At 67.5% G+C, this 23,912-nt stretch carries 21 protein-coding genes and 1 tRNA gene; 7 read left to right on the top strand and 15 right to left on the bottom strand.

Features of this window, described 5'->3' with window-relative positions; genetic code table 11:
* Nucleotides 1-22 precede the first annotated feature (22 nt).
* Nucleotides 23-2,770 carry an AAA family ATPase gene (locus ACJH6H_RS00485; protein ID WP_346415875.1) on the bottom strand — a complete coding sequence of 916 codons (2,748 nt, stop codon included), beginning with the start codon at nt 2,768-2,770 and terminating at the stop codon, nt 23-25.
* Nucleotides 2,771-3,205: 435 nt separating this feature from the next.
* Between ACJH6H_RS00485 and ACJH6H_RS00480 the strand changes: the two genes are divergently transcribed.
* Nucleotides 3,206-4,228: a helix-turn-helix transcriptional regulator gene (locus ACJH6H_RS00480; RefSeq protein ID WP_346415876.1), complete on the top strand. Its 1,023-nt coding sequence runs from the start codon at nt 3,206-3,208 to the stop codon at nt 4,226-4,228.
* An 82-nt stretch (nt 4,229-4,310) separates the two neighbouring features.
* Complete coding sequence (locus ACJH6H_RS00475) at nt 4,311-5,798, top strand: FAD-dependent oxidoreductase (protein ID WP_212807415.1); 1,488 nt, start codon at nt 4,311-4,313, stop codon at nt 5,796-5,798.
* Here ACJH6H_RS00475 and ACJH6H_RS00470 read toward each other — a convergent pair.
* From ACJH6H_RS00470 to ACJH6H_RS00460, 3 genes are all read right to left on the bottom strand, one after another.
* Nucleotides 5,784-7,130, bottom strand: coding sequence for an APC family permease (locus tag ACJH6H_RS00470; RefSeq protein ID WP_346415877.1), 1,347 nt, complete (start codon nt 7,128-7,130; stop codon nt 5,784-5,786). The genes ACJH6H_RS00475 and ACJH6H_RS00470 overlap by 15 nt on opposite strands.
* Nucleotides 7,127-8,017, bottom strand: a complete 891-nt coding sequence (locus ACJH6H_RS00465) for a carbon-nitrogen hydrolase family protein (protein ID WP_346415878.1) — start codon at nt 8,015-8,017, stop codon at nt 7,127-7,129. The genes ACJH6H_RS00470 and ACJH6H_RS00465 overlap by 4 nt, the downstream gene beginning before the upstream one ends.
* A gap of 114 nt (nt 8,018-8,131) precedes the next feature.
* Nucleotides 8,132-9,055, bottom strand: a complete 924-nt coding sequence (locus tag ACJH6H_RS00460) for a PHB depolymerase family esterase (protein ID WP_346415879.1) — start codon at nt 9,053-9,055, stop codon at nt 8,132-8,134.
* Nucleotides 9,056-9,104: 49 nt separating this feature from the next.
* Here ACJH6H_RS00460 and ACJH6H_RS00455 point away from each other — a divergent pair, with 49 nt between their 5' ends.
* On the top strand, nt 9,105-9,851 hold the full coding sequence (locus ACJH6H_RS00455; protein ID WP_346415881.1) for a pirin family protein: 747 nt from the start codon (nt 9,105-9,107) through the stop codon (nt 9,849-9,851).
* Here ACJH6H_RS00455 and ACJH6H_RS00450 read toward each other — a convergent pair whose 3' ends face one another.
* From ACJH6H_RS00450 to ACJH6H_RS00440, 3 genes are read right to left on the bottom strand one after another with little or no spacing between them, the layout of a single operon-like run.
* Nucleotides 9,852-11,267: an NAD(P)/FAD-dependent oxidoreductase gene (locus ACJH6H_RS00450; RefSeq protein WP_133426130.1), complete on the bottom strand. Its 1,416-nt coding sequence runs from the start codon at nt 11,265-11,267 to the stop codon at nt 9,852-9,854.
* Entirely contained in the window at nt 11,267-13,033 is a 1,767-nt protein-coding gene (locus ACJH6H_RS00445) for a DUF3556 domain-containing protein (protein WP_406774015.1), read from the bottom strand. The genes ACJH6H_RS00450 and ACJH6H_RS00445 overlap by 1 nt, the downstream gene beginning before the upstream one ends.
* Nucleotides 13,034-13,060: 27 nt before the next feature.
* Entirely contained in the window at nt 13,061-14,521 is a 1,461-nt protein-coding gene (locus ACJH6H_RS00440; RefSeq protein WP_406774014.1) for a class I adenylate-forming enzyme family protein, read from the bottom strand.
* Between the two features lie 105 nt (nt 14,522-14,626).
* Here ACJH6H_RS00440 and ACJH6H_RS00435 point away from each other — a divergent pair, with 105 nt between their 5' ends.
* Together ACJH6H_RS00435 and ACJH6H_RS00430 are read left to right on the top strand one after the other, a co-directional pair.
* Complete coding sequence (locus ACJH6H_RS00435; protein ID WP_406774013.1) at nt 14,627-15,892, top strand: PucR family transcriptional regulator; 1,266 nt, start codon at nt 14,627-14,629, stop codon at nt 15,890-15,892.
* Nucleotides 15,893-16,119: 227 nt separating this feature from the next.
* Nucleotides 16,120-16,845, top strand: coding sequence for a hypothetical protein (locus ACJH6H_RS00430; RefSeq protein WP_406774012.1), 726 nt, complete (start codon nt 16,120-16,122; stop codon nt 16,843-16,845).
* A gap of 126 nt (nt 16,846-16,971) precedes the next feature.
* Here ACJH6H_RS00430 and ACJH6H_RS00425 read toward each other — a convergent pair.
* From ACJH6H_RS00425 to ACJH6H_RS00415, 3 genes are all read right to left on the bottom strand, one after another.
* Nucleotides 16,972-17,062, bottom strand: a tRNA-Ser gene (locus ACJH6H_RS00425).
* 291 nt (nt 17,063-17,353) lie between these two features.
* Nucleotides 17,354-17,809, bottom strand: coding sequence for a nucleoside deaminase (locus tag ACJH6H_RS00420; protein WP_061004972.1), 456 nt, complete (start codon nt 17,807-17,809; stop codon nt 17,354-17,356).
* Complete coding sequence (locus ACJH6H_RS00415) at nt 17,806-18,324, bottom strand: tRNA adenosine deaminase-associated protein (RefSeq protein ID WP_029119076.1); 519 nt, start codon at nt 18,322-18,324, stop codon at nt 17,806-17,808. The genes ACJH6H_RS00420 and ACJH6H_RS00415 overlap by 4 nt, the downstream gene beginning before the upstream one ends.
* Nucleotides 18,325-18,418: 94 nt before the next feature.
* Here ACJH6H_RS00415 and ACJH6H_RS00410 point away from each other — a divergent pair, with 94 nt between their 5' ends.
* Complete coding sequence (locus ACJH6H_RS00410) at nt 18,419-19,363, top strand: prephenate dehydrogenase (RefSeq protein WP_061005072.1); 945 nt, start codon at nt 18,419-18,421, stop codon at nt 19,361-19,363.
* Here the strand turns inward: ACJH6H_RS00410 and ACJH6H_RS00405 are convergent.
* Genes ACJH6H_RS00405 through ACJH6H_RS00385 form a run of 5 tightly spaced genes read right to left on the bottom strand, consistent with a single transcriptional unit; the run spans nt 19,326 to nt 23,307 of the window.
* On the bottom strand, nt 19,326-19,940 hold the full coding sequence (locus ACJH6H_RS00405; RefSeq protein WP_061004974.1) for a putative glycolipid-binding domain-containing protein: 615 nt from the start codon (nt 19,938-19,940) through the stop codon (nt 19,326-19,328). The genes ACJH6H_RS00410 and ACJH6H_RS00405 overlap by 38 nt on opposite strands.
* Nucleotides 19,941-19,944: 4 nt before the next feature.
* Nucleotides 19,945-20,646 (bottom strand): ABC transporter permease, encoded by a 702-nt coding sequence (locus tag ACJH6H_RS00400; protein WP_061004976.1) that lies wholly within the window; start codon nt 20,644-20,646, stop codon nt 19,945-19,947.
* On the bottom strand, nt 20,643-21,287 hold the full coding sequence (locus ACJH6H_RS00395) for an ABC transporter permease (RefSeq protein WP_061004978.1): 645 nt from the start codon (nt 21,285-21,287) through the stop codon (nt 20,643-20,645). The genes ACJH6H_RS00400 and ACJH6H_RS00395 overlap by 4 nt, the downstream gene beginning before the upstream one ends.
* Nucleotides 21,272-22,381 (bottom strand): ABC transporter ATP-binding protein, encoded by a 1,110-nt coding sequence (locus ACJH6H_RS00390; protein ID WP_406774011.1) that lies wholly within the window; start codon nt 22,379-22,381, stop codon nt 21,272-21,274. Before ACJH6H_RS00390 ends, ACJH6H_RS00395 begins: the two co-directional genes overlap by 16 nt.
* Nucleotides 22,378-23,307 carry an ABC transporter substrate-binding protein gene (locus tag ACJH6H_RS00385; protein ID WP_406774010.1) on the bottom strand — a complete coding sequence of 310 codons (930 nt, stop codon included), beginning with the start codon at nt 23,305-23,307 and terminating at the stop codon, nt 22,378-22,380. Before ACJH6H_RS00385 ends, ACJH6H_RS00390 begins: the two co-directional genes overlap by 4 nt.
* Nucleotides 23,308-23,413: 106 nt before the next feature.
* Here ACJH6H_RS00385 and ACJH6H_RS00380 point away from each other — a divergent pair, with 106 nt between their 5' ends.
* Complete coding sequence (locus ACJH6H_RS00380; RefSeq protein ID WP_406774009.1) at nt 23,414-23,809, top strand: lipopolysaccharide assembly LapA domain-containing protein; 396 nt, start codon at nt 23,414-23,416, stop codon at nt 23,807-23,809.
* Nucleotides 23,810-23,912 lie beyond the last annotated feature (103 nt).

Raw genomic sequence — 23,912 nt, 5'->3', positions numbered from 1 at the left:
CCCTAACTCTTCGTCAGCGGGTCTATTCCTGCGGCCGAGCAATGCGCCAGCCCAGCTCTGCCCGCGACCGGATACCCAGTTTCCGGTAGATCCGCGACAGGTGGACCTCCACCGTCTTCGCGCTCACGAACAATGCCGCGCCGACCTCACGGTTGCTCATCCCCGACGCCACCAACTCGGCAACTTCGTGTTCGGACGCCGTCAGCACTTCATCGGGGTGCGCCCGCGGATCGATGCGACCGGCGGCTCGACGGGCCTGTTCGACCCATAATGTGGCACCGAGCTTCTCGAAGTCCGCGGCAGCCTGCTGGAGGGTCTCCAGCGCCGCGGCCCGATGCCGCTGACGACGCTGCAGCTGTCCCAGGACCAGCAAGGTCCGCGCCCGCTCGAACGGCATCGGCAACCGGTCATGCTCGACGAGCGCACGCCGAACCGTCTCGCTCGCGCCTGCCAGATCACCCTCGTCGGCCAGGAACAACGCCCGACAACGTCCACCGCAGGCCAGCATCCACGGCCGGTCCAGCCTTCGCCCGTTGCTCTCCAGCGCGTCGATCAACGGCCCGGCTTCGCGGCGCCGCCCCACTTGGATCAATGCCTCGACGGCGTCCGGCAGGAACGGCGTGACATAGATTTCCGTGGCCTGTGGCATGGCCGGCACCGATGGCAGCAGAGGTTGGAGCGTGGCCACCGCGTTGTCGTAATTGCCCAGCGAGACCTCCAAGAAGCCCAGTGTGGTCCGCGGCCACACAGCGACCAACGCGGAATCACAACCCAGGGCGAGGTCCAGCGCCGCCAGGGCGTCATTTCGAGCCCGATGCTCTTTGCCCGTGTGCGCGGCCACTGCTGCCCGCAACATGAGCCCCACAGCGTGAGGTATGTCGCGGTCGAGTTCGTGGGCACGTTGCGTCGCCTCGTCGGCAATCTGTGCCGCCTGGGCGAAACGGCCCTGCCAGATCGCGTTGAGACCACGGTGGAAGTCGACGAATGTCAGTCGGCCTTCCTCGCCACGGTCGAGGTACTCGCGCCGGATGGCCGAGAGCTGGTCGCCGGCAGCACCGAGCCGGCCGGACCCGGCCAGCAGCTGGGCCCGCAGCACCTCGGGATTCATCAGCGAAGCGCGCGCCGACTCCGGGTCCGACAGTTCCAGCACCCGACTCATCGCCGCATCATCGACACCGTGCCCGGACAGGAAGCCCACCAGGACCTTCATGGCCAGCGCGATGCTGCGCAGTGGCGACACATCCAGCCGATCAGCGGCGGCCACCGCTTCCGTGGCCCACTCGGCGGCACGCTCGACGCGGCCGAGATTGAGTTCGGCGAAGGCCAGTGGCACCAAGGTTTCGACGCGCAACACCTGATCGTTCGCGATGGCGTGGAGTGCCTCGCGGAACAGGTCCACGGCGTGCCGCGTGCTGCCGTCCTGCAGCGTGAACAACCCCAGCAGGAACAGGGCCCTGGCACGGACATCTCCGGGCGGCCCCGACGCAATGACGTCACCGAGAACGCTGCGCGCCCGGTCGGCATCACCGGCACTGAAGTGCAAGGCTCCCAACATCATTCGCCGCTGCAGGGTGTCGCCACCGAGATCGACCGCCAGCTCGACGAATTCCGCGGCCGCGGCCGGGGCACCTCGGCGATGCGCAGCGACCGCGGCCACGTCCAGCGCGCTCAGCATCTCGGCGTCGCCGGGTGCGCCGGACAGCGCCAGATGCCTGGCCTTCAGCTCGGCGTGGTCGACGAGAGTCGCCAGACGACAGTGCATTTCACGTCTCGCGGCGGGGGACGCGGCACGGTAGACCCCGTGCGCCAGCAGCGGATGACTGAACCGGACACGGGCGCCGTCCACTGCAATGATGCCGCGGGCCTCGGCATCGGCAAGCCTGGCGAAGACGTCGTCGGCGTCGACTCCGATCGCCCGCCCGACCAGTTCCGCGGTCGGGGTGCCCAGGCACGAGACCGCCAGGAGCGCCTCACGCACGTCGGGCTCGAGCCCGTCGACCCGCTGCCGCACCAACTCGGTCAAGGACGGCGGCAGCGCGCCGGACTGCAGGTTTTCGGCGGGGCCACGGGCGAATTCGATGGCATAGAACGGATTTCCGCCGGACACTTCGTGGATCCGCAGCATCGTCGGCCGGGAGAACGAGCGCCGCAGCCGATGTGACAGCACCGCGTGCAAGGCACCGATGCTCAACGGCCCCAACCGAATCCGTTGCAGCGCCTCGGGCCGGCGCAGTTGTAGCCACAGTGCCGGGTCCGCGCCGACGGCCGTCCGGACGGTGCCGATCACCTTGACGGGCCCACTGAGCCGGCGCGCGACGAACGCGATCGCATGGATGCTCGAGGTGTCGAGCCACTGGGCGTCATCGAGCGCGAGCAGAACCGGCGCGCGTTCGGCCAGCCGCATGATGACCGCGAGCAAGGCGGCCGCCACGGCCCGCGGATCGGTGCCGGCACCGTCGTCGGCGGCGCGAAGCAGAATGCGATCGAGAGCGCGGCGCTGCGGAACCGGCAAGAAGTCCAGTGTCGCCGGTTCGATATCGGCGAGCAGATCTGCGAGCGCCGCGTACGCAAGGGCTGATTCGGTGTCCGCGGCGCGGGCGAACAACACGGTGAATCCCAGTTCGCGGGCCCGGTCGACCGCCGACAGCAGCACCGTTGTCTTGCCGATCCCGGCTTCACCGTCGACCAGCAACGCCCCGGGCTCCGCGCCACCGAGAAAACTGCCGACGAGCTCGGCTTCGGCCGGACGGCCCAGCAACTCGGACGGCATTCTTTCGGCCTATCTGCCGACAGTCAGTGGGCAAATCCAACAAACGCCATGACCATGCACTTCATCCATCACAGTAACGCCCAGCCGTGGGTTTTCTGGCACACCGGAGATTATGCGCTGTGAAGTCGCTTGGGAATAGCCCTGAAGCGCAGTGCGCACAGATCGCGATCCCCCGCTAATCGCGATCTGTCCGCACGCTCGGCGCCGCCGAGCCACTCTCAGCGCTCACCCAGCCAACACTTTACATACCATTGGTCTTGAATTACGATTTCCGCAGCACCTGTCCATTTATGGGGGGATCACGTCGCGAAAGGCGCCAGACGTGACCGCAACACATCTCAGGGAGCGTCGGCCGTGGTCACGGTCGAGGACTTCTCACGCGTAGTCTCCTCGATCTACGATTCCGCGGTCCAGCCAGAGCGATGGACCGCGACAATGGCCCAACTCCACACCATGTTCGAGGCAACCGGTGGGGCTGCCCTCGTCTTGGCCGATGGCGTGAGCCGCGCACCCCAGAGCGTCACCATCCCAACCGACGCCCTGGCCGAGTACGCCGAGTACTACCGCCACATCGACTACCTCCTCGAGGCGGTCGAGAACGGGCCAGTCGGGTATGTGCACAGCTGCCAGGAACTCGCCGAGCTGCAGCCGAAGGCAGAGTTCCTCATGGACTGGATGCGGCCGCACCGACTCGACGACGGGCTGTTCGTCCGCCTGACCGATGGACCGCAGCCTGCCACCTGGCTCGTCGCCACCGAGAAACGTTCCGACCCGTTCGACACCCCGGACCGCGTCCACCTCACAGAGGCACTGGTCCCCCACTTCCAGCGCGCATTGCGCATCCAGCACGACCTCAGCGCGGCCACCCATCAAATCCGGAACATCTCGTCGGCGATGGACAACGTCACGCGCATCGGGATGGCCGTCGTGGACTGCACGTTGTCGGTGCGATACCTGAACACCGCGGCCGAGAACATCGTCCGCCGGCACGACGGATTGACCATCCGGGAAGGCTCGTTCGAGTTCGCGCACCCGCCCGCCGACGCAGCGCTGCGCCACGGCATCAACGCCGCACTCGGGCAGACCGGATCGGTGGTGCGGGGCGGCACCTCGCTGTTGTGCCCGCGCCCATCGGGCCTGCGCCCGTACGTGATTCACGTGCTGCCGTTCCAGCACGTGACGGCTCCGCTCGCCGAATCGCGGGCGCTGGTGCTCATCCTCGATCCCGAGCGACACCCGGAACCGGACACCGAGATGCTGCGCCGCCTGTACGGGTTGACGACGGCCGAAGCGGCAGTGGCCATCAGGCTGATACAGGGCGACGGCATCAAGCCCATCGCCGAGAGCATGTGCCTGTCTGCCGGCACTGTCCGAACCCACGTGCAACACATCTTCGACAAGACGGGCACCCACCGCCAGGCCGAGCTCGTGCGCACGCTGCTCGCCATATCCCTGTAGTGCGCCAAGGAAATACGCCAATCGACTGATTGCACCGGCGGGCCCGATGCCGGAGCCTTTTTCCAAGGAACAAGGAGGCCTCATGGGCAACGACACCACCGGACCTGGAATCCAGCGCTGCGACGTCTGCATCGTCGGGGCCGGAATCGCCGGTCTGAACGCCCTTTTCACCACCTCCCAGTACCTGTCGCCGGGTCAGCGGGTGATCCTGCTGGACCGTCGGCACCGACCGGGCGGCATGTGGGTCGACACCTACGACTACGTGCGCCTGCACCAGCCACACCCGTTCTTCACCGTCGGGAACATCGGGTGGACACTGGGCGCCGAACCGTCGCACCTGGCCACCAAACACGAAGTGCTGGCGCACTTCGACCATTGCCTCGACGTGCTGCGCCGGCGCATCGCGGTGGACGAATATTACGGCTGGACAATGCAATCCGATGCCGAGGCCGACGGCGTGGTCCGCATCCAATGTGCTTCCGACGACGGCCGGAGCATGGTCATCGAAGCCAAGCATCTGATCAAGGCCACCGCAGCCGACGTCGAACCGAACGACCCGCTGCCGGTGTCCAGCACCAGCGTCCACTCGGTGTCACCGAACTACTGCGACATGCGCGGCGGTGACATCGACGCCAGCGGCGCGCCGGTGTGGGTGATCGGCAGCGGCAAGACCGCGATGGACACCGCGTACGCACTGATCACCCGTCACCCCGGACGCGAGGTGAATCTGCTGGCCGGTTCGGGAACCTACTTCGCGCACCGCGACCGCCTGTTCCCGACCGGCGGCAAGCGATGGTGGGGTGGACTGACGTTCAATGCCTTGGTCGACGACCTGACGCGGCTGTTCGACGGCACCAACGAAGAAGAAGTGGCCCGCCGCTGGCGGGAACGCTGCGGGGTGTGGGTGACGCCCGAGACCGGCAATTTCCTGCTCGGGTTGTTGTCGACGGCGGAGCGCGACGCCATCGCCGCCGGTCTGGCCGACATTGTCATGGACCATTTCGTGGATGCCGTCGATCGCGACGGGCGGACCGAACTGCAGTTGCGCAGCGGCGCCGTCCGGGAGATCGATCCGGACAGCTGGATCGTCAACTGCACCGGGTACCTGCTGAAGCGTTCGGGGCCGTACGAGCCCTACGCGTCGCCCAGCGGCCGGGTGCTGTCATTGAACAGCAGGGCGGCGACACTGCATCTGACGACGTTCATGGGCTACTTCCTGCCCCATCTGATGTTCACCGGCCAACTCACCGAGGTGCCGCTCTACGAGCTCGACATGATCGACCTGCGGCGCAAGTGCAACGCGGTGTTCCCCCACACCTTGATGACGCTGGCGCTGCACAATCTCAGCCTCTTGACGGATGCTTTGCCCGCCAAGGTTTTTCAGGACTGCGGGCTGGACTTCGCGAAGTGGTATCCGATGCCACGTCAGCTCGTCGGGACGGCCCAGTTCCTGGCAACCCACCGCCGTCGGCGTCCGCACCTGCAGCGCACCCTGGATACCGTCGCGCGGCGGTTCGACGTCCACTGCGCCCCGCTCGAGAGGAACAGCGCACGCCTACTCAGCCAGTGACAGCTCCGGCGGCGGGACCCGCAGACCGCGGGTGAGGACCAGTAGGTACACCACGCCGATCGCCATCCAGATCACCCCGAGAGTCAGTGCCGCACTGCCGAGTTGGGTGAGCAGGTAGACGTCGACGATCGCGCCGATCAACGGAATCGCCACGTACGTCAAGGGATTCAGTCGCTTCTCGTGGCGATGCCGGACAAAGTAGCCGATCACCGACAGGTTCACGAGCGTGAAGGCGGTGAAGGCGCCGAAGTTGATGAACGACGTCGACGTCGCGACGCTGAGGAACACCGCCCCCAGGCCGATCAGCCCGCACAGCACGATGTTGAAGACGGGCGTGAAGAACCGGGGCGACAGCTTGCCGAAGAACTTCTTGGGCAACACCGAGTCTCGGCCCATCGCGTACAGCAGCCGGGACACGCTGGCCTGCGCGGCCAGGCCCGAGGTGAACTGGCCGATGATCAGACCGGTCACGAAGAACGCGGCGAACAGCGCCCCGCCGATGGTCCGGGCGGTGTCGGCGGCGAGCGAATCGGCATTCGTGAACGTGCCGCCAGGCTGGACGAGCGTCAGGACGTAGGCGACCGCGACGAAGACCACGCCGCCGATGAGCGCGACGAGCATGATGGCGCGCGGGATGTTGCGCTGCGGATTCTTGGTGTCCTCGGTGAGCGTGCTAACGGCGTCGAACCCGAGGAACGAGTACGCCGCGATGGCCGCGCCCGCGGCGATCGCGGAGAAACCGCCGGTGCCGCTGAACGGTGTGCCGGACAGCAGCGAGCCGGCGCCGTGGTGAGAGACCATGTGGGCCACCGCGAAACCGACGAACAGGGCGATCACCAGGAACTGCAGGGCCATCAGGACCAGATTGGCCTTGTCGGCCACCTTGAGTCCGAGGATGTTCAGCGCGGTCGTCAGAACGATGAAGAGCACGATCCACACCCACGCCGGTACCGACGGGAATTCACCGGTCAGGTACGCGGCGCCGATCAACCAGATGACCAGCGGCAGGAACAGGTAGTCGAGCAGGATCGTCCAGCCGACCAGGAACCCGAGCCGCGAATCCAGCGCCTTGCGGACGTAGGTGTACGACGAGCCCGCGACCGGATAGTGCACCGACATCTTCGCGTAGCTCGCGGCGGTGAACAGCATGGCCACGGTGGCCAGCAGATAGGAACCCGCGCTGGCGCCCGCGGACGCCTCGGCGATCACGCCGAAGATGCCCAGGACGATGATCGGCGCCATGTAGGCGAGGCCGAACAGCGTCACGCCACCCAGGCCGAGGGTGGCGTTGAGGTGGCCGGCCTCGCCGGTCTGCTGCGCGGTTTCGGTCATGAGCGTCCTTCGGGGTTGACGGTCTGCGGCTGCCACCGCTGGTGCACGAGCTGGCCGCCGTAGACGGGCAGTTCGATGGGGTCGTCATCGGCGTGCAGCTGTTCCCACACCCGGTTGACCCCGGCGGTGCCATGGGTCCGCACCGCCGTCACCCGGTCGAGGTCGATCGTCAGATACGTGACCTCCGGCTCGGCGTGGGCCGCCTCAGCAAGTACCTCACCCTCGGGTCCGACGTAGATGCTCTGCCCGCGCCCGAGTGGCCCGGCGGCGTTGACGCTGAGGTAGTAGACCTGGTTCGTAATCGCGTTGGCGCGGGCCAGGACGAGTTCCTGCGCGCGGTCGTCGGACGTCGTCTTGACGATGTTGAACACGACCTCCGCGCCGAGCCACGCGATCTGCCGGGTCGCCTCCGGGAACCAGCTGTCATAACAGATGTTGACGCCCATCCGGCCGACACCGGGTACATCGAAGGTCGTGAAACCAGCGCCGGATGCCCACGGTTCGTGCGGGCGCCACGGGAACACCTTGCGGTACGACGAGACCAGACGACCGTCGGGGTCGAAGACGAGAGCGGTGTTGTAGACCCGGCCGTCGTCGCCGCGCTCGGCGATCGAACCGGGCACCAGCCAGACGCCGGCGTCGGCGGCCACGGCGCCGAGCCGCTGCACGAGCGGTCCGGTGAGCGGCTCGGCAACCGCGTCGAAATAGGCCGCAGGGTGGTCGGCGCCGTCGCTCGCGCCGAGCAGGTGAATCTCGGGGAACACCACCATCTGGGTGTCCGGGTGCTCAGCGCGGATCGTCGCGAGCTCCGCAGTCAGTTCGGCCACCGGATCGTCGCCCTGCAGTGGGCTGGCCTGGACGAGGGCAACCCGCCAATGTCTGCTCATCTCACCTCACCGTCGGCGGTCACGGCCCTAGTGTGCGCCGGGACACAGTTCAACGCTCGGACAATCTGGGGATTTTGCGTGTGCCCATTCGACATTCCGTACACCGGCGTGGTTTCAGCGATGATGCGCGTCGAAGAACCGCCAGATGACGTCGGTCGCGTTCAGCGCCGTCGACGGCGGCGGCAGGTCGCCAAGTCGTTGCGCCAACGGGCTCGGGACGCCGCCGGGCCACTGATGGCCGGCGCCGGCGATGCTGATGAGTTCGACGGTGCGGCCGCCGGGACAGTCGGCGGCCTGTGTCGTCACGGCGCCGGCAGTCGATGTCACCGGAGCACCGCACGCGTCGATGCCCCGCCACGTCGCGTTTACCGCGGGCACCGACGGCCCGTCGACGTTGGGCGCACCGGTGAGCGTCCGGGCCTTGCCCGGCCCGCCGTCGAACGGGACGCGGTCGTCGGCGGTCCCGTGGATCTGCAGCACCGAGGTCGGTGCGGCGTGCGAACAGTCGGTCAACAGCGTCCCGGCGACGGGGGCGACCGCGGCGAACAGGTCCGTCTGGCACGCGAGGCGCAGCGCCATCATCGCGCCGTTGGACATCCCGGCGACGTAGACCCGGGCCGGATCGATGGGCAGCTGCGCTTCGATCACACCGACCATGGCGGTGATGAACCCGACGTCGTCGATGTCGCGGTTCTTCGGTATCCCGCAACAGGTCCCGGCGTTCCAGGCGCGATCCATGCCGTCGGGATAGGCGACGACGAACCGGCCGGCGTCGGCCTCGGCGTCCCAGTTGTAGGCGCGCTCGGCCTGCGCCCCGTCGCCGTACCCGCCGTGCAGCATGACGACCAGCGGTGCCGGGCCGCTGAGCCCGTCGGGCCGGTAGAGGTGGAAGGTGCGGGTCAGGCCACCGGACTGCACCGACTGACTCGACGCGTTTGTCGGGGCACCGGAGGCCGGGCGCGTGCCGCAGCCGGCGAGCGCCGGCAGCGCGAAGACGAGCATGACGGCACTCAGTGCCCACAGCAGCCGGCGGCTCATGCGTCCATGGTGCACCTCGCATCCGACCCCCGCCTGCCAGAATTGAGCGGTGACTTCGGCAATTCGCGTCATCCGCGCTGACGAACGCTGGCACTGGCGCAACGAGTGGCTGGAATCGTGGCAGTCGTTCCCGGCGACCGGCAACTTCGATCTGGCGGCCAACGCGCACGGCCTGCTGATGATCAACAACGAGGACACCGTCGACCCCGGTGAGGGCTTCGACGCGCACGACCACCGAGATATGGAGATCATCACCTGGGTACTCGAAGGCTCACTGGTGCACAAGGATTCGCTGGGCAACGAGAGCACCATCTACCCCGGTCTGGCGCAGCGGATGAGTGCGGGCACCGGCCTGCGGCACTCGGAGCGCAACGGCGCCGGGCGGCAGGACCGTCAGCCCCTGCGGGTCGTCCAGATGTGGATTCCGCCGGAAGATCTCGGCGGCGCGCCCAGTTACCAGGAAGCCGACATCAGCGCCGAGCTCGCCGGAAACACGTTGATTCCCATGGCATCCGGCATGCGCAAGTACCGGGACGACGCCGCCATCACCTTCGGCAACAGCTATGCCACTTTGCACGTCGCGCGGCTGGATGCCCGTAGCACCGTACAGGTGCCGGACGCACCGTACGGCCACGTCTTCGTCACCCGCGGAGCGGCCGAGTTCGAAGGCTCCGGTCTGCTGGGCACCGGTGATGCCGTGCGACTCACCGCGACCGGCGGGCAGCGCATCACCGCGGGCGCCGACGGCACAGAAGTGCTCATCTGGGAGATGCACACCATCGCGGTGAACGTGTAGCTAGCGCCCCAACCGAGCCAGTGCGACGGCGGCGGCGTTGGCCCCGCACATACCGTGCCCGCCAGGACCCGGCGGCGTGGCCGCCGAGCAGATGTACATGCCGGGAACCCCGATGGTGTACGGCGACAACGTCGTTCGCGGCCCGAAGGCCAGCTGCCGGATGTCCTTCGCACCGGTGTTGATGTCGCCACCCACGTAATTCGGGTTGTACACCGACATCTCGGTGGTGGACCGCACGGCCTGCCCGACGATGCGCTCACAGAATCCGGGAGCGAAGCGTTCGATCTGCGCGATGATCGCCTCGGTGGCGTCGCCACTGAAGCCGTTGGGCACATGGGCATACGTGGAGACGGGGTTGACGGTCCCGACGGAACGGCCAGGGTCGGCCAGGTACTGCTGGAATGCCAGCACGAAGGGGCGCTGCGGCATCCGGCCCGCGTGGATGTCCCGTTCCGTCGAGGCGATCTCGGCGAAATCGCCACCCAGGTGCACGGTGCCGGCGCGGCGGGCCGCCGCGTTGGTCCACGGAATGTCACCATCCACCGCGAAGTCGACCTTGAAAGCGCCTGGACCGTAACGGAATCGACCGAAGGCGCGGCGCACCCGCTCGGGTAACCGGTCCCCCAGAATCCCGGCGATCGCGGTGGGCGACAGATCGAAGACAGTGATGTCGGCCGGCGGCAACTGGGACCCCGCGGTGATCCGCACGCCCGTCTCGATCTTGCCGCCCAGTTCGGTCAGCACCGCTTCGAACGCGTTGGTGATCGCCTGCGATCCGCCGGCGGCCACCGGCCAGCCGTTGGCATGCCCGGCAGTGATGATCCCTAGCCCGATCGCCGAGGTGAGCGGGTGGTGCAGCGGCTGAAAGGTATGTGCGGCAACACCCCCGAACAATGCCCGGGCCTGCGGTGTGCGGAAGATCCGGGCCAGCGCTGCCGCGGGCAGCACCGTCGGCGCCCCGAATCGGGCCAGCCCCAATGGATGTCGCGGCACCCGGACCAGCGGCCCCATGATGTCGTCGGACAGCTTGTCGAACCCGCGCGACGGTCCACCGAACAGCAGCTGCCAGCGGGCTCCGTCCGCCCCGAGTCCGGCCGCCGTCGTCTCGACCGAACGATAGAGGGCGCCGGCGGTACCGTCGTCGAGCGGGTGGACGCAGTCGACGTCGGTCCACTTCCACTGCAGGCCATAGCGATCCAGGCCGAGGTCTTTGATGAACTTGGAGCCCGCCGGCATCACGTGGATGGCCGCGCAGTCGTCGAACACCAGGCCCGGCAGGACGTACTCACTCGAACGGATGCCGCCGCCGATTCGATCGGTCGCCTCCAGCACCGTGACGTCGATGCCCTTGGCGGCCAAGGTGATGGCGGCGGCGAGCCCGTTGGGCCCGGCGCCGACCACAACCGCGGTGCTCATCAGTGCAGGGCTCCGGCCCGCTGCCAGGTGACGTTGAGCGGGATCGGCCCGTTGGGCAGCCACGGCTGCTCGTCGACCAGGTCCTTGACGTTCCACGTGCCACGCTCGATGACGCCCAGCGCCGCATCGATCACCTTGTACTCCTGCGTCATCTTGTGGATAGGCTGCGACTCCACCCAGACGATGACGAACTCGCCCGGCTCGAACTGCGCCTCTGACTGGATGGCCCGGATCAGATCCTCATTGTACAGGTGCCCGTCACCGAAGTTGAAGCCGATGATGGTGTTGCAGGACATCTCGCCTTCCCGCACGACGCGGGTGTCGATGTCGGGCAGGCACTTCAGCAGCACCGAGTACAGCCCGCGGCCCTGGCTGTGCATGGCCCGCCACGCGGTCACCTGCTGGGTGAACACCTCGGCGGTGAGTGGGTCCCAGCCGAAGGCGACGTACTGGTCGGCCGAGTTGGGCGACGACCGGGTGACGCGGTTCAGCTTCTCCTCGGCACCGGGCGTGAAGGTCCACACCGCCGAGGCCCAGTTGCCGGCGTACTGCCGCATGGCCGGCAGAAACGACACGAGGTCGGGGCGCAGGTTGCCGAGGATCGGGAAGAACGACAGCGCCGCGGCGAGCACGATGGCCAGCCAACCGGGGCTCATGTCCCACACCGCGTAGCCGTCCTGGTTCGGGAAGCCCAGGAACAGGAAGATCGTGGCGTACGCGAACAGCACGTTCCATTCCACCGGCACCGCGAGCGGGAACGTCGAGATGATGAACAAGTGGAAGCTGACCATGATGGCGGCGGCCGCGATGGACAGCCACGGCCACGGTGAGAACAGAAGGGCCAGCGGCGCTGCGATTTCCACGATGCTGCCGGGCCCGTGGGCCATGAAGGTGGCCAGGTGCGACGGGCGCAGATCCTCGGGGAAGTTGCGGTAGTGGGCCCGCTTGAGCCACTTGAACGGGATCGCGGGGCTGTTGCTCACCATCGGCGGGATGACGTTGGTGAAGTGCAGACCGAACTTCGAGACGCCGGCCCAGAACCACACCGTGCCGATCAGCAGCTTGCCGGCGATGATCATGTTCACGAACGGCAGCGTGGCGAAGAAGATCAGCGCGGGCAGGTACTGCTCACCGCGGCCGGCCAGGAAGATCGTCTTGTCGCGCAGCCCGATCAGCACGAACAGGATGATCGGCGCGACGAAAAGGGCCGGGTCGACCAGTCCGGAAATGTTGTCCGGCAGTGCTTTCGCCAGTGATTCGCTGGGCACGCCGGGCAATACCATGGCGACGAACACGGTCGCCATCAAAGCCAGATACACGACGATGTCGAACCAGGTACGCCGGTCGCCGTTCGTGAACGGCACCGCCTTCCATGGCCGTAGCCGAATGGTGTTGGGCTTGGCCCAGAATCGGAAGCCGCCCGTCATCGGCTTGGTCTTACCGGCCAGCGGGCCCCAGGAGCCCGCGAACCCGATGAGCTCGAGCAGCACCGTCCACAGGATCACCTTCTGGTACACGATCGGCTGGTCCCACCACTGCGAGACGTGCCAGAACGCCGGCAAGTGCGACGTCCACGTGGCGATCGCGACACCGCCGATGGCATAGAAGAACACAAGTTTGACGATGTAGAGGACGTGGATCATGCGCGGCGCGCCGTACCCCTCGTCCACCCATTTGAGGCACATGATTCGCAACCGCTCGCGCAGCGGCATCCGGAGAAACTCTTCCAGGTCGACCTTCGGCAAGGTCGGTTCGATGAATCCCATGACGTGAGCTCCTTTGCTGGTATCAGGCTAGATTCGCGGATCGGCGGCGGTGAGGGTTTTGCGCAGGGACGGCTTGTCGATCTTGCCGACGGGATTTTTCGGCAGCGTCTCGAGAACTGTGATATCCACGGGCAGTTTGTATTTCGAGAGCGACGCCTGCAGGTGCGCGGCAATGCTGTCGACGTCGAGTTCGGCACCGGGGTGTGCGGAGACAAACAGCACCGGCTCTTCGCCGTAGAGCCCGCTCGCGCGTCCGACCACGGCGGCCTCTGCGACCCCGGCGAGCTGGTGCACGACCGTCTCGATCTCCTTGGGGTAGATGTTCTCGCCGCCGCGGATGATCATGTCCTTGGCCCGGTCGACCAGGACCAGGTAGCCGTCCTCGTCGAACCGCCCGACGTCGCCGGTGTGCAGCCAGCCGTCCTTCAGCGTCTTCTCGGTCTCCTCGGGGCGGTTCAGGTAGCCGCGCATGACGTTGGGGCCCTTGATCACCACTTCGCCGAGCTCACCCTGCGGGACCTCGGCACCGGCCAGGTCGACGATGCGAATCTCCTGTCCCGGCAACGGGATTCCGACGGTGCCGACTTTGCGCGGCCCGTTCAATGGGTTGCCGGTGCTGGCGCACGAGCCCTCGGACAGCCCGTAGCCCTCGACCAGTGGGATGCCGTAACGCTTTTCGAAACCCTCCAGCAGTTCGATGCTGGCCGGCGCGGCGCCACACACGGCGAACCGCACCGCGGAGGTGTCGGGCTGCACCTCGGGCGGCAGACCCAGCAGCATGGTGTAAATGGTTGGCACCGCGGAGAAGTAGGTGGCGCGGCTGGATTCCAGTCGGGCGAAGAAGGTCTCCGGGTTGAACCGGCCGGCGATGGTGGTGCGGCCACCCGCGAGCAGCGGCGACAGCACGCTGACAACGATGCCGTTCACGTGGAACAGAGGCAGGATGAGCAGGCTGTGGTCGGCGTCGGTCAGCTCGAAGCCCTCGATCACCATGGCGCACATGGCATTCAGGTTGGCGTTGTCGAGCATGACGCCCTTGGGCCGTCCGGTCGTGCCGCTGGTGTAGATCAGCAGGGCCAGGTCATCGTCGTTGCCGGCCACGGGATCGGCGGTGCGGGGCTCGCCACCCATGTCGTCGACGTGCAGCACTGTGACGTCGGAGTCGACGTCACGGTCGACGACGAGCACGACCGCGCCGGCGTCGGTCACCTGATAGGCGACTTCGGCAGGCACCAGGGTCGGGCTGATGGGCGTCGCGACGGCGCCGAGCCGCCAGGTGGCGAACAGCGCGACAACGAAGGCCGCGCGGTTCGGGAGCATGATGCCGACGACATCGCCGGCGCGCACACCGCGCTGATGCAGCGCCCCGGCGGCGCGCTGAACGGCATCGAGAAATGCGCCATTGTCGAGGTCGGTCTGGTCGTCCGCGACGGCCGGTGCGTGGGGCGCCGCGGCAGCGCGACGGTCGGGCAGGGTGGCGAGGTTCATGCCATAAAAGTAGGAGTTTGTGGTGTGCACCACTCCGTCGTGCGCCGATCAACTTTGTCGGCCGATTTGTACGCTCGACACAAACTCTGGCTCTACAGTCGGCACATGGATCAGGCGGTCAGCGAGGCCAACACCACGATCATGACCCGCCTCATCGCGCGCCAGGCCGAGGTCGCGCGCTCGGTCGGGCACCGTCTGGCCAGCGATATCACCGAACTGCGCGGCGACCCCGAGATCATCGAACTGCTCCGCGCCAGTGTCGGCGGCAACGTCGAGACCATCTTCCACGCGCTGCGCTACGACATATCTCTGGAAAACATCGAAGCGCCAACCGCTGCCCTCGAGTACGCGCGCCGGCTCGCGCAGCGCGGGGTACCGATGAACGCCCTCACGCGTGCCTACCGCATCGGCCACGCGCTCGTGCTCGACGTCGCGGCCGAGGAGATCAACCGCGCCGGGTTCGCGCCCCAGACCTGCCTGGCCATCTACGAGCGCATGACGTCGGTGACGTTCCGCTACATCGACTGGATTTCACAGCAGGTCGTCACGGTCTACGAGGACGAGCGCGACCGCTGGCTCGCCAACCGCAACAGCACACAGGCGCTGCGGGTGCGGGAAGTGTTGTCCGGCAACGACTCCGACCCCGAAGCCGTCACGGCCGCGATCCGCTATCCGATGCGCCGCCATCATCTGGCCGTGGTGCTGTGGTGGCCCGCGGGTAGTGGCCAGGTCACCGGGCACGACGACGCGCTGGCCAGACTCGAACAGTTCCTGCGCGCGGCCGCCGATCATGTCGGCACCCAGGGAAGTCCGCTGTTCCTGGCCGCCGATCAGCGGACCGGCTGGGGCTGGCTGCCGTTGTCGGGCGCCACCGCGGACGGCGCGTCCGCACAGCTGCGACAGTTCACGGACTCCCAGCCGAGCGCCCCTGCCGTCGCCGTCGGCACCCCGCTGCCGGGCGTCGACGGCTTCCGCCGGTCGCACCGGCAGGCCCTGCGCGCGCACAGTGTCGCGGTGACGGCGGACCTGACGGGTGTCACCGCGGCCGATGACCCGGGCTTTGCCGCGGCCGCGCTGCTGGGCGAGAACCAGGATGACGCACGGGAGTTCGTCCACACGGTCCTCGGGCCACTGGCCGGGACCGGTGCCAATGACGCCCGGCTGCGGGAGACCTTGCAGGTGTTCCTGCGACACGGCGGTAGCTACACAGCCGCGGCCGACGAGTTGGTGGTGCATTTCAACACCGTCAAGTACCGCGTCGGGCGGGCGCTGGAACGGCGGGGACGGCCGCTCGGCGACGACCGGCTGGACGTCGAGATGGCGTTGCTGCTGTGCCACTGGTACGAGGCCGCGGTTTTGCTCGACGACTAGCGGGCCGCCCGCCAGCAAGACCGGCGCCAGCGTCAACTGCCAGCATATTCACAGCACGAGTGATCAAATCGAGACTGACAGCAAATCATGGCGTGTTAACCAGCTGGTTCACTGCTGTAACGGATGCGCCGTGGCCGGCGATACCAGGGTAGTGGTCGGAGGAACCGAGTACGACCCAGTAGGTTCACCTGGCCACACGCGAGAGAACCATGATTGGAGTATCACTAATGCGCAACTCAGGACGTTTGATCGGATTTGCTGCGGCATCGGCCCTGGCGCTGGTCCCGCTCGCCGTCGCGGCCCCGGCTTGGGCCGACGACGAGGTTTCCGGTGAAACCGGCGCCGCGGTCGCTACCCCGATCGGCAACGGCAACGCCGGTGGCGGCGCCGGCTTCGGCGTGGAGAACCCCTTCTGGCACCCCTTCGATGCCTCCAGCAACGCGGGCGGCGGCGCCGGTGTGAACACGCCGCTCGGCGGCGGTGAGTTCAACACCGCCACGGGCACCGACGCCGGCTTCGGTGGTGCGGGCTTCGACACCAACACCGGCGCGGCGATCAACACCCCGCTCGGCGGCAGCAACTTCAACACCGGTGCGTCCACCGACTTCAACGTGCCCAACCCGGCTGACTTCATCCCGAACTTCGGCGGCGGCGCCAACGCCGGCGGCGGCGCGGGTGTGAACACGCCGTTCGGTGGCAGCGGCTTCAACGCCGGCGCCGCCAACGAGTTCGCCGCGCCTGCCCCGGCCGACTTCATCCCGACGTTCGGTGGCGGTACCGGCGGCGGCGCGGCCGTCAACACCCCGGTCGGCGGCAGCGGCTTCAACACCGGCACCTCCGGTGAGATCGGCCCCGACGGCGTCCAGGCCGGCAGCAACTCCGGCGCCGGCGTCGCGACCCCGGTCGGCGGCTCCAACGTCAACGGCGGCTCGGCCTTCACCTTCGGCCGCTAGTTCCTGATCACATAGGCCAGGCACCCGAGATGGGCGCCTGGCCTTTGTGTTTCCCGGATCTCAGCGCGCGGGCTCCTGCTGGTCGCAAAAAAGCCCCTCACCTGCGGTGACAGGTGAGGGGCTCTATGGCGGTGGCGGAGGGATTTGAACCCTCGGTGGGGGGTTACCCCACACACGCTTTCGAGGCGTGCTCCTTAGGCCGCTCGGACACGCCACCGTGTGGCAGCTTACCGAACCCGGGCCCCAGTCCCTAATCGCTGGTCGCGTGACGCCGAAACGAGGCTTGCGTCCGTGACCTGAGCTCTAGTTGGGTGCCTTTGGGACTACCCGCACGGGCCTCGGGCCAGAAAGTCCGTAGCTTCACTCACTGGACGCTCGAAGCCGCTTTGACTGAAACCAGGTACCTTTTCCCGCTGCGACAGGTCCCTGGTTTCAGTCGCAACAGGCTGATCGCCCATTCGACTGAACTCACGTACTTCTCTGATGTGGCAGCGAGGAATCCTGGAAATCAGCGCTGCCGGGCGAAGAACCCCTCCATGAGCGCCGCGCACTCGGCCTCCAGGACCCCGCCGCGAACTTCGGGCCGGTGCGTCAGCCGGCGGTCGCGGACCACGTCCCACAGCGAGCCGACGGCGCCGGTCTTGGGTTCCCACGCCCCGAACACCACGCGGGCCACCCGGGACATCACCAGCGCGCCGGCGCACATGGTGCACGGCTCGACGGTGACGGCCAGCGTCGCACCCTCCAGCCGCCAGCCGTCGCCGTGGACCGCGGCAGCCGCGCGCAGCGCCAGGATTTCCGCGTGCGCGGTCGGGTCACCCAGGGATTCGCGCGCATTGGCGGCCCGGGCCAGCTCGACCCCGTCAGCAGAGAAGACCACCGCACCGATCGGGACGTCGTCGGCACCGGCGAGTTCAGCGGCCTCCAGCGCCAGGCGGATCAGCCGTTCATCAGCGGAGCTCACCGCCCCAGCTTGTCCAATACCGCCACGAGTTCGTCGTTGAAGCCCATCTCCTGGGCGATGCGGCTGAGTTGTTCGTCGGCGTACTCGTCGTCGGCGAGGATCACGCCGAGCACCGCCTCGGGCAGACCCAGGTCGGCCAGCAGCCCGAGGTCGCCTTCCTCGAACGGGTCGTCCTCTTCGAGCTCTTCCAGGCTCAGGTCGGCGTCCAGCTTCTCCAGCACGTCGGCCGCGATGTCGTAGTCCAGCGCCGCGGTGGCGTCCGACAGCAACAGCCGGGCCCCGGAGGGGGCCGGGCGGACGATCACGAAGAACTCGTCGTCGACGTTCAGGAGGCCGAAAACCGCACCGGCGGAACGTAGTTCACGAAGCTCGGTCTCGGCGGCGGCCAGGTCGACCAGCGCGGCCCGTTTCAGCGGGACGCAACGCCATGCGCCGTCCTCCCGGACGACCGCGACTCCGAAGCCGTCGGGGAGATCGGCAACCTGCTGCTGTGCCTGCGCGCGCTGTACTCCCATGCGGATAACGCTAGTCCGCACTCTGCCACTTGACCAGCGGTCCCATATGTACCAGACCGGGGCCGTATGCAAACCTTGGAAGGTGACAACTCCGGTGTGTGTGCTCGGTATGGGGCTCATCGGCGGTTCGCTGATGCGGGCCGGACAGGCCGCGGGCCGCGAGGTGTTCGGATACAACCGCTCGATCGATGCGGTCCGGGCGGCGACGGCCGACGGCTTCGATGCGACCGAGGATCTCACGGCCGCGCTGAAGCGCGCCGCGTCGACCGAGGCGCTGATCGTCCTGGCGGTGCCGGTGCCCGCGCTGCCGATCATGCTCGAGCACATCCGCGACGACGCCGCGGACTGCCCGCTCACCGACGTGGTGAGCGTCAAAGGCAATGTGTTGCAACAGGTTCAGGAGTACGGCCTGCTCGACCGATTCGTCGGCGGACACCCGATGGCCGGCACCGCACGTTCCGGCTGGACGGCCGGCACCGCGGATCTGTTCGCCGGGGCACCGTGGGTGGTGAGCGTCGACGACCACGTCGACCCCGAGGTGTGGACCCAGGTGATGCATCTGGCGCTGGACTGCCGCGCGGTGATCGTGCCCGCGCGCTCGGACGAACACGACGCCGCGGCGGCCGCGATCTCGCATCTGCCGCACCTGCTGGCCGAGGCCCTGGCCGCGACCGCCGGTGAGGTGCCGCTGGCATTCGCGCTGGCCGCGGGATCGTTCCGGGACGGCACCCGGGTCGCGGCCACCGCGCCCGACCTGGTCCGGGCCATGTGCGAGGCCAACGCGACCGAGCTGACGGTGATGCTCGACCGGGCCATGGAACTGCTGAGCCAGGCCCGCTCGTCGCTGGTCGAGGCCCAATCGGTGGCCGAGCTGGTGGAAGGCGGCCATGCCGCGCGGGTGCGCTACGACAACTTCAGCCGGCCACAGATCCTCGCGACGACCATCGGGGCCGAGGGCTGGCGCGAAGAGCTGGCTGCCCAAGGCCGCGCGGGCGGGGTGATCAGATCCGCTCTGCCAGTCCGGGGTAGTCGAGGATGAAGCCGTCATCGTCGACGGTGATCGCGGTGTCGGCAACCGGTGAGTCCAGCTTGATCGGCTTGCCCGGCCCGTCGCTGCTGTAGCCGATGGTGACGGATTCGACCGTCAGATCCGGCACCCGGACGTAGACGACAGGCAGCGACACCGACGCCGTGCGGTTGTGCAGGCCGGTACGCCGGATGGGCAGCGCGTTGAAGAACGGGCTGAAGACGACGTCGACGTCCAGGGCGCCGTTGTAGGCCGCCCGCCGGGCCTGGTTCTGGTGGTCCTGCACCAGCCACATGTTCTCTTCGTCACGCGCGATGGACAGCTGCCGCTCGCGCTGCGCGAGGGTGACGGTGAGCGACAGGCGCTTGGTCGCGCCGCTCTCGTCGGTCACCAGGTCATAGGACGCGCTGAACGCCGGATGTATGTCTGTGGCCGCGGCCACGATGCGGCCGTAGGCCTTGATCCTGTTGCCGGACAACTGGACCCGGACCGACTCCATGCGCGACACATCCTGCGCGCGCCAGGTCAGAATCGCCGGCCAGGCGGGTTCTGCAGCTTCGGGGCTGGCATCGGACTGCGGTGCGCTCACCCGTCTACCGTAGGCGACGAAGGCCCGGCTTCGCAGTCACGATTGCAACTCCGGCCGGACCCGGCCGCGAGACCCGCACAGCCAACGCCAAGGCGGCATCGAGAGCCAGCGCGAGAGCTGCCACGAGCAGGGCACCGACGAGGGCGAGGTAGAACTGGCGCACCTTGATGCCGTCGATCAGGAACCGGCCCAGCCCGCCCAGGCTCGCGTACGCGGCGACGGTCGCGGTCGCCACCACTTGCAGCGTCGCAGTCCGTAGCCCGCCGACGATCAGCGGCATGGCATTGGGCACCTCGGTGCGCAGCAGCACCTGACGCTCGGTCATGCCCATGGCGCGGGCGGCGTCGACCACCACCGGATCGACGTTGGCGATCCCGGCATACGTCCCAGCCAGAAGGGGCGGAATGCCCAGCAGCATCAGCGCGACAGTCGGCGGGACCAGTCCCAGTCCCCACAGCAGGACGCCGAGCAGCAGGACGCCGAGGGTGGGCAGGGCGCGCAGGGCGTTGACGCCGCCGACCACCAGGGCCGTACCGCGGCCGGTGTGCCCGACGTACATGCCCACCGGGATGGCGACGAGCGCACTGCAGAGCACCGCGATTCCGGTGTACTCCAGGTGTTCCAGCATCCGCATGCCGAGACCCGCCGGGCCGGTCCAGTTCGCCGCGGTGAAGATGTAGGCGAGGGCCTGGTGCAGGAAGTTCATGCCGGCGCCTTCGCCCGGGTCCAGGGGGTGGCCAGGCGTCCGACGCTCAGGATGACGAGGTCGACGATCACCGCCAGCACGAAGATCGCGATGATGCCGGCGATGATCTGGTCACTCTTGTCGGCCTGATACCCCTCGGTGAACCAGGTGCCCAGCCCGCCGATGCCGATCACCGAACCCACCGACACCATCGAGATGTTGGTGACGGCGACCACCCGCATCCCTGCCGTGAGGACCGGAATCGACAGCGGCAGTTCGACTCTCAGGAACCGGGTGCGCGGCCGGTAGCCCATCGCCGTGGCCGCTTCCCGGGTATCCGCGGGCACCGCGTCGAGCGCCTCGGGCACGGTCCGCATCAGCAGGGCGACGGTGTAGAGCGTCAGGGCGACCAGAACGTTGGCCTCGTCGAGAATCCGCGTCGGGATGATCAACGGCAGCACCACGAACAGCGCCAGCGACGGGATGGTGAAGACGATGCTGGCGGTGATGGTGCTGAACCGGCGCAGCCGCGGCCGCTGCCGCACATAGGCGCCCAGCGGCACGGCGATCAGCACGCCGATGAGCAGCGGCAGCAGGGCCAGCCGCAGGTGTATCTGCGTGAGCAGCCACGCGCCTTCCAGGTGATTCAGCAGGTATCGCACTGCTCACCCTTGCCGCTCTTGATTATTGCCAGCACGTCATCGAGGCTCACACCGCCGGCGACGCGGCCCCGCTCATCGACCGCCACCCCCAGACCCGACGGGGACGACAGGGCCGAGTCGAGCGCCAGCCGCAGCGTGCCGTCCGGCCGGAACAGCGAGCCACCGGCGATGGTGCTGTCGTACAAGGACTTTCCGTGCCGGTGCAGACCCACACCGTGGGCGTTGATCCACGCGTACGGCGTGCCGTCGGCGTTGACCACCAGGGCCCATTGGCCGTCGGTGAGGTCAAGCGCGTCGACTGCCGGTTCGGCGACGGTGCGGATGTCGCGAAGCTTGAGTCCGTCGGCGTCCCGGAACTGCAGGCCGCGATAGCCGCGGTCGGCGCCGACGAAGCCCGCGACGAACTCGTTGGCGGGGTTGGACAGCAGGCGTTGCGGTGCGTCGTACTGCTGCAGGGTGCCGCCGGGTCCGAACACCGCGACGCGGTCGCCCAGTTTGACGGCCTCATCGATGTCGTGCGTGACGAAGACGATGGTCTTGCGCAGATCGCTTTGCAGTCGCAGGATTTCGGTCTGCAGATCTTCGCGGACGACGGGGTCCACGGCGCTGAACGGTTCGTCCATCAACAGGATCGGCGGGTCGGCAGCCAGCGCCCTTGCCACTCCGACCCGCTGCTGCTGCCCGCCCGACAACTGAGCCGGGTAGCGGTCGGCTAGCTTGACGTCGAGCCCGACGCGCTCCAGCACGCCCAGCGCTTTTTTCCTTGCACTGCGGCGTGATTCGCCTTTGAGGACCGGCACGGTGGCGACGTTGTCGACCACTTTGAGGTGCGGCATGAGGCCGGCGCTCTGCAGCACGTAGCCGATACCGAGGCGCAGCCGCACCGGGTCGACGGTGGCGACGTTGGCACCGTCGACGGTCAGGGTTCCGGAGGTGGGGTCGATCATCCGGTTGATCATTCGCATGGAGGTGGTCTTGCCGCACCCGGACGGCCCGACGAACACCGACAGTGTCCCCTCGGCGATCTCGAGGCTCAGTTCGTCGACGGCGACCGCGCTGCCGTAGCTCTTGGTGACCTTGTCGAAGGTGATCATCGGCTCACCGGCTTGTCGAATCCATTGTCCTGGACCCATTTTCTGGCGGCCTGGTCGGCGTCGACGCCGCTGTTTCCGGAGACCGCGGTGTTCATGTCAATCAGTGCCTTCGTGGTGAGTTTCGCACTGACGCCGTCGAGCACCGTCTTGAGCAGATCGGACTTCTTCTGCGACGCCACCAGCGGCACCACGTTGGCGGCCAGGAAGTTGTGCTTCGGATCCTCGAGCACCACCAGGTTGTTCCGCACGATGGCCGGCGAGGTGCTGAAAATATCTGCCGCGGTGACGGTCCCGTCGACGAGCGCCCGCACGGTGGCCGGTCCCCCGCCGTCGCTGATGGCGATGAAGTTGGACGGTGCGATGTCGAGGCCGTACTTGGCTTTCAATCCCGGCAGGCCCTCGGTCCGCTGCAGAAACTCCGACGGGGCACCGAATTTCACCTGGGCCGAGTGCTGAGCCAGGTCACCGATGGTCTTGAGATTCCATTTCTTCGCGGTCTCCGCGGACACCGCGACCGTGTCGGTGTCCTCGGCCGGCGAGGGAGTCAGGATCGACAGGTCGCCCGGAAGCGCTCGCGCGAGCGCCAATTCGACGTCACCGGCGGCGGTGGCCTTGGTCTTCGGGTCGAAGTACTGCAGGAGATTGCCGGTGTATTCGGGGATCAGGTCGATCGAATGGTCCTTCACCGCAGGGACGTACGTCTCGCGGCTGCCGATACCGAACTGACGGCCGACGGTAAAGCCGTTGGCCGCCAACGCCTGCGCATAGATCTCGGCGATGATCTTCGACTCGGGGAAGTCGGCGGACCCCACCACGATCGACTTGAGATCACCCGAGATGCTGCCCCCGCCGAGGGGATTCGCACTGCCACAGCCCGCCAACAGGACAGCGAGCAGCAGCCCCAGAGCGGTCAGAATTCGCGCCACCCGAACATCCTTCCGGCGTCGTGCACTCAGGCCGACCCTAGCGTTATTCGAAAATTGGTGTCGGAGTTCCCGGCATCCGGCCCGCAGAACCGTCAAGATGGACGGTATGAGTAGCGATCACGCGTCTACCCCCGAGCCGACCGGGCCGGAGTCCAAGCCCGCAGCTGTGCCCGCCGAACCGCCCGCGCCCAAGTCCCCCAAGCCGGGCACTCCGGACAAGAAGTCCAAGACGCCCGAATCGGCGGTGAAGTTCACCCGCACCGCGGCACTCTGGACGGCGCTGGTCCTCGGTTTCCTCATCCTGATCCTGCTGCTGGTGTTCATCCTGCAGAACGGCGACGACGTCACGCTGCGGCTTTTCGGCTGGCAGCTGACCATGCAAAAGGGTGTCGCGATCCTGCTCTCGGCCGTCGCGGGTGGTCTGCTGACCTTCGCGGTCGCGAGCATCCGGATTCTGCAGCTGCGGCTCGCCGCACGGAAGAACTTGAAGGCCGGGCTCTAGTTTCGTTCCCCCGCGAGCGTGCGTGTCTGCACCCGACACGCCGCCCGCTATGCACAAGAACGTCGCGCTCGTCAGCCGCGAGCGCGACGTTTTTGCACGAATA

It is taken from the genome of Mycobacterium sp. SMC-21, assembly GCF_045310825.1.
Classification (GTDB): domain Bacteria; phylum Actinomycetota; class Actinomycetes; order Mycobacteriales; family Mycobacteriaceae; genus Mycobacterium.
The sequence above is the reverse complement of the archived record's forward strand: the minus strand, read 5'-3'. Positions and strand labels throughout refer to the sequence as shown.

Excerpts from the sequence above, each read along its gene's own strand:
- ACJH6H_RS00440 (WP_406774014.1), bottom strand. The coding sequence starts at position 14,521 with ATGAACCTCGCCACCCTGCCCGACCGTCGCGCTGCCGCGGCGCCCCAC.
- ACJH6H_RS00460 (WP_346415879.1), bottom strand. The coding sequence starts at position 9,055 with ATGAGCCGCCGGCTGCTGTGGGCACTGAGTGCCGTCATGCTCGTCTTC.
- ACJH6H_RS00435 (WP_406774013.1), top strand. The coding sequence starts at position 14,627 with ATGGATCAGGCGGTCAGCGAGGCCAACACCACGATCATGACCCGCCTC.
- ACJH6H_RS00380 (WP_406774009.1), top strand. The coding sequence starts at position 23,414 with ATGAGTAGCGATCACGCGTCTACCCCCGAGCCGACCGGGCCGGAGTCC.
- ACJH6H_RS00415 (WP_029119076.1), bottom strand. The coding sequence starts at position 18,324 with ATGGGAGTACAGCGCGCGCAGGCACAGCAGCAGGTTGCCGATCTCCCC.
- ACJH6H_RS00445 (WP_406774015.1), bottom strand. The coding sequence starts at position 13,033 with ATGGGATTCATCGAACCGACCTTGCCGAAGGTCGACCTGGAAGAGTTT.
- ACJH6H_RS00450 (WP_133426130.1), bottom strand. The coding sequence starts at position 11,267 with ATGAGCACCGCGGTTGTGGTCGGCGCCGGGCCCAACGGGCTCGCCGCC.
- ACJH6H_RS00485 (WP_346415875.1), bottom strand. The coding sequence starts at position 2,770 with ATGCCGTCCGAGTTGCTGGGCCGTCCGGCCGAAGCCGAGCTCGTCGGC.
- ACJH6H_RS00470 (WP_346415877.1), bottom strand. The coding sequence starts at position 7,130 with ATGACCGAAACCGCGCAGCAGACCGGCGAGGCCGGCCACCTCAACGCC.
- ACJH6H_RS00430 (WP_406774012.1), top strand. The coding sequence starts at position 16,120 with ATGCGCAACTCAGGACGTTTGATCGGATTTGCTGCGGCATCGGCCCTG.
- ACJH6H_RS00480 (WP_346415876.1), top strand. The coding sequence starts at position 3,206 with ATGGCCCAACTCCACACCATGTTCGAGGCAACCGGTGGGGCTGCCCTC.
- ACJH6H_RS00465 (WP_346415878.1), bottom strand. The coding sequence starts at position 8,017 with ATGAGCAGACATTGGCGGGTTGCCCTCGTCCAGGCCAGCCCACTGCAG.
- ACJH6H_RS00390 (WP_406774011.1), bottom strand. The coding sequence starts at position 22,381 with ATGATCACCTTCGACAAGGTCACCAAGAGCTACGGCAGCGCGGTCGCC.
- ACJH6H_RS00475 (WP_212807415.1), top strand. The coding sequence starts at position 4,311 with ATGGGCAACGACACCACCGGACCTGGAATCCAGCGCTGCGACGTCTGC.
- ACJH6H_RS00400 (WP_061004976.1), bottom strand. The coding sequence starts at position 20,646 with ATGAACTTCCTGCACCAGGCCCTCGCCTACATCTTCACCGCGGCGAAC.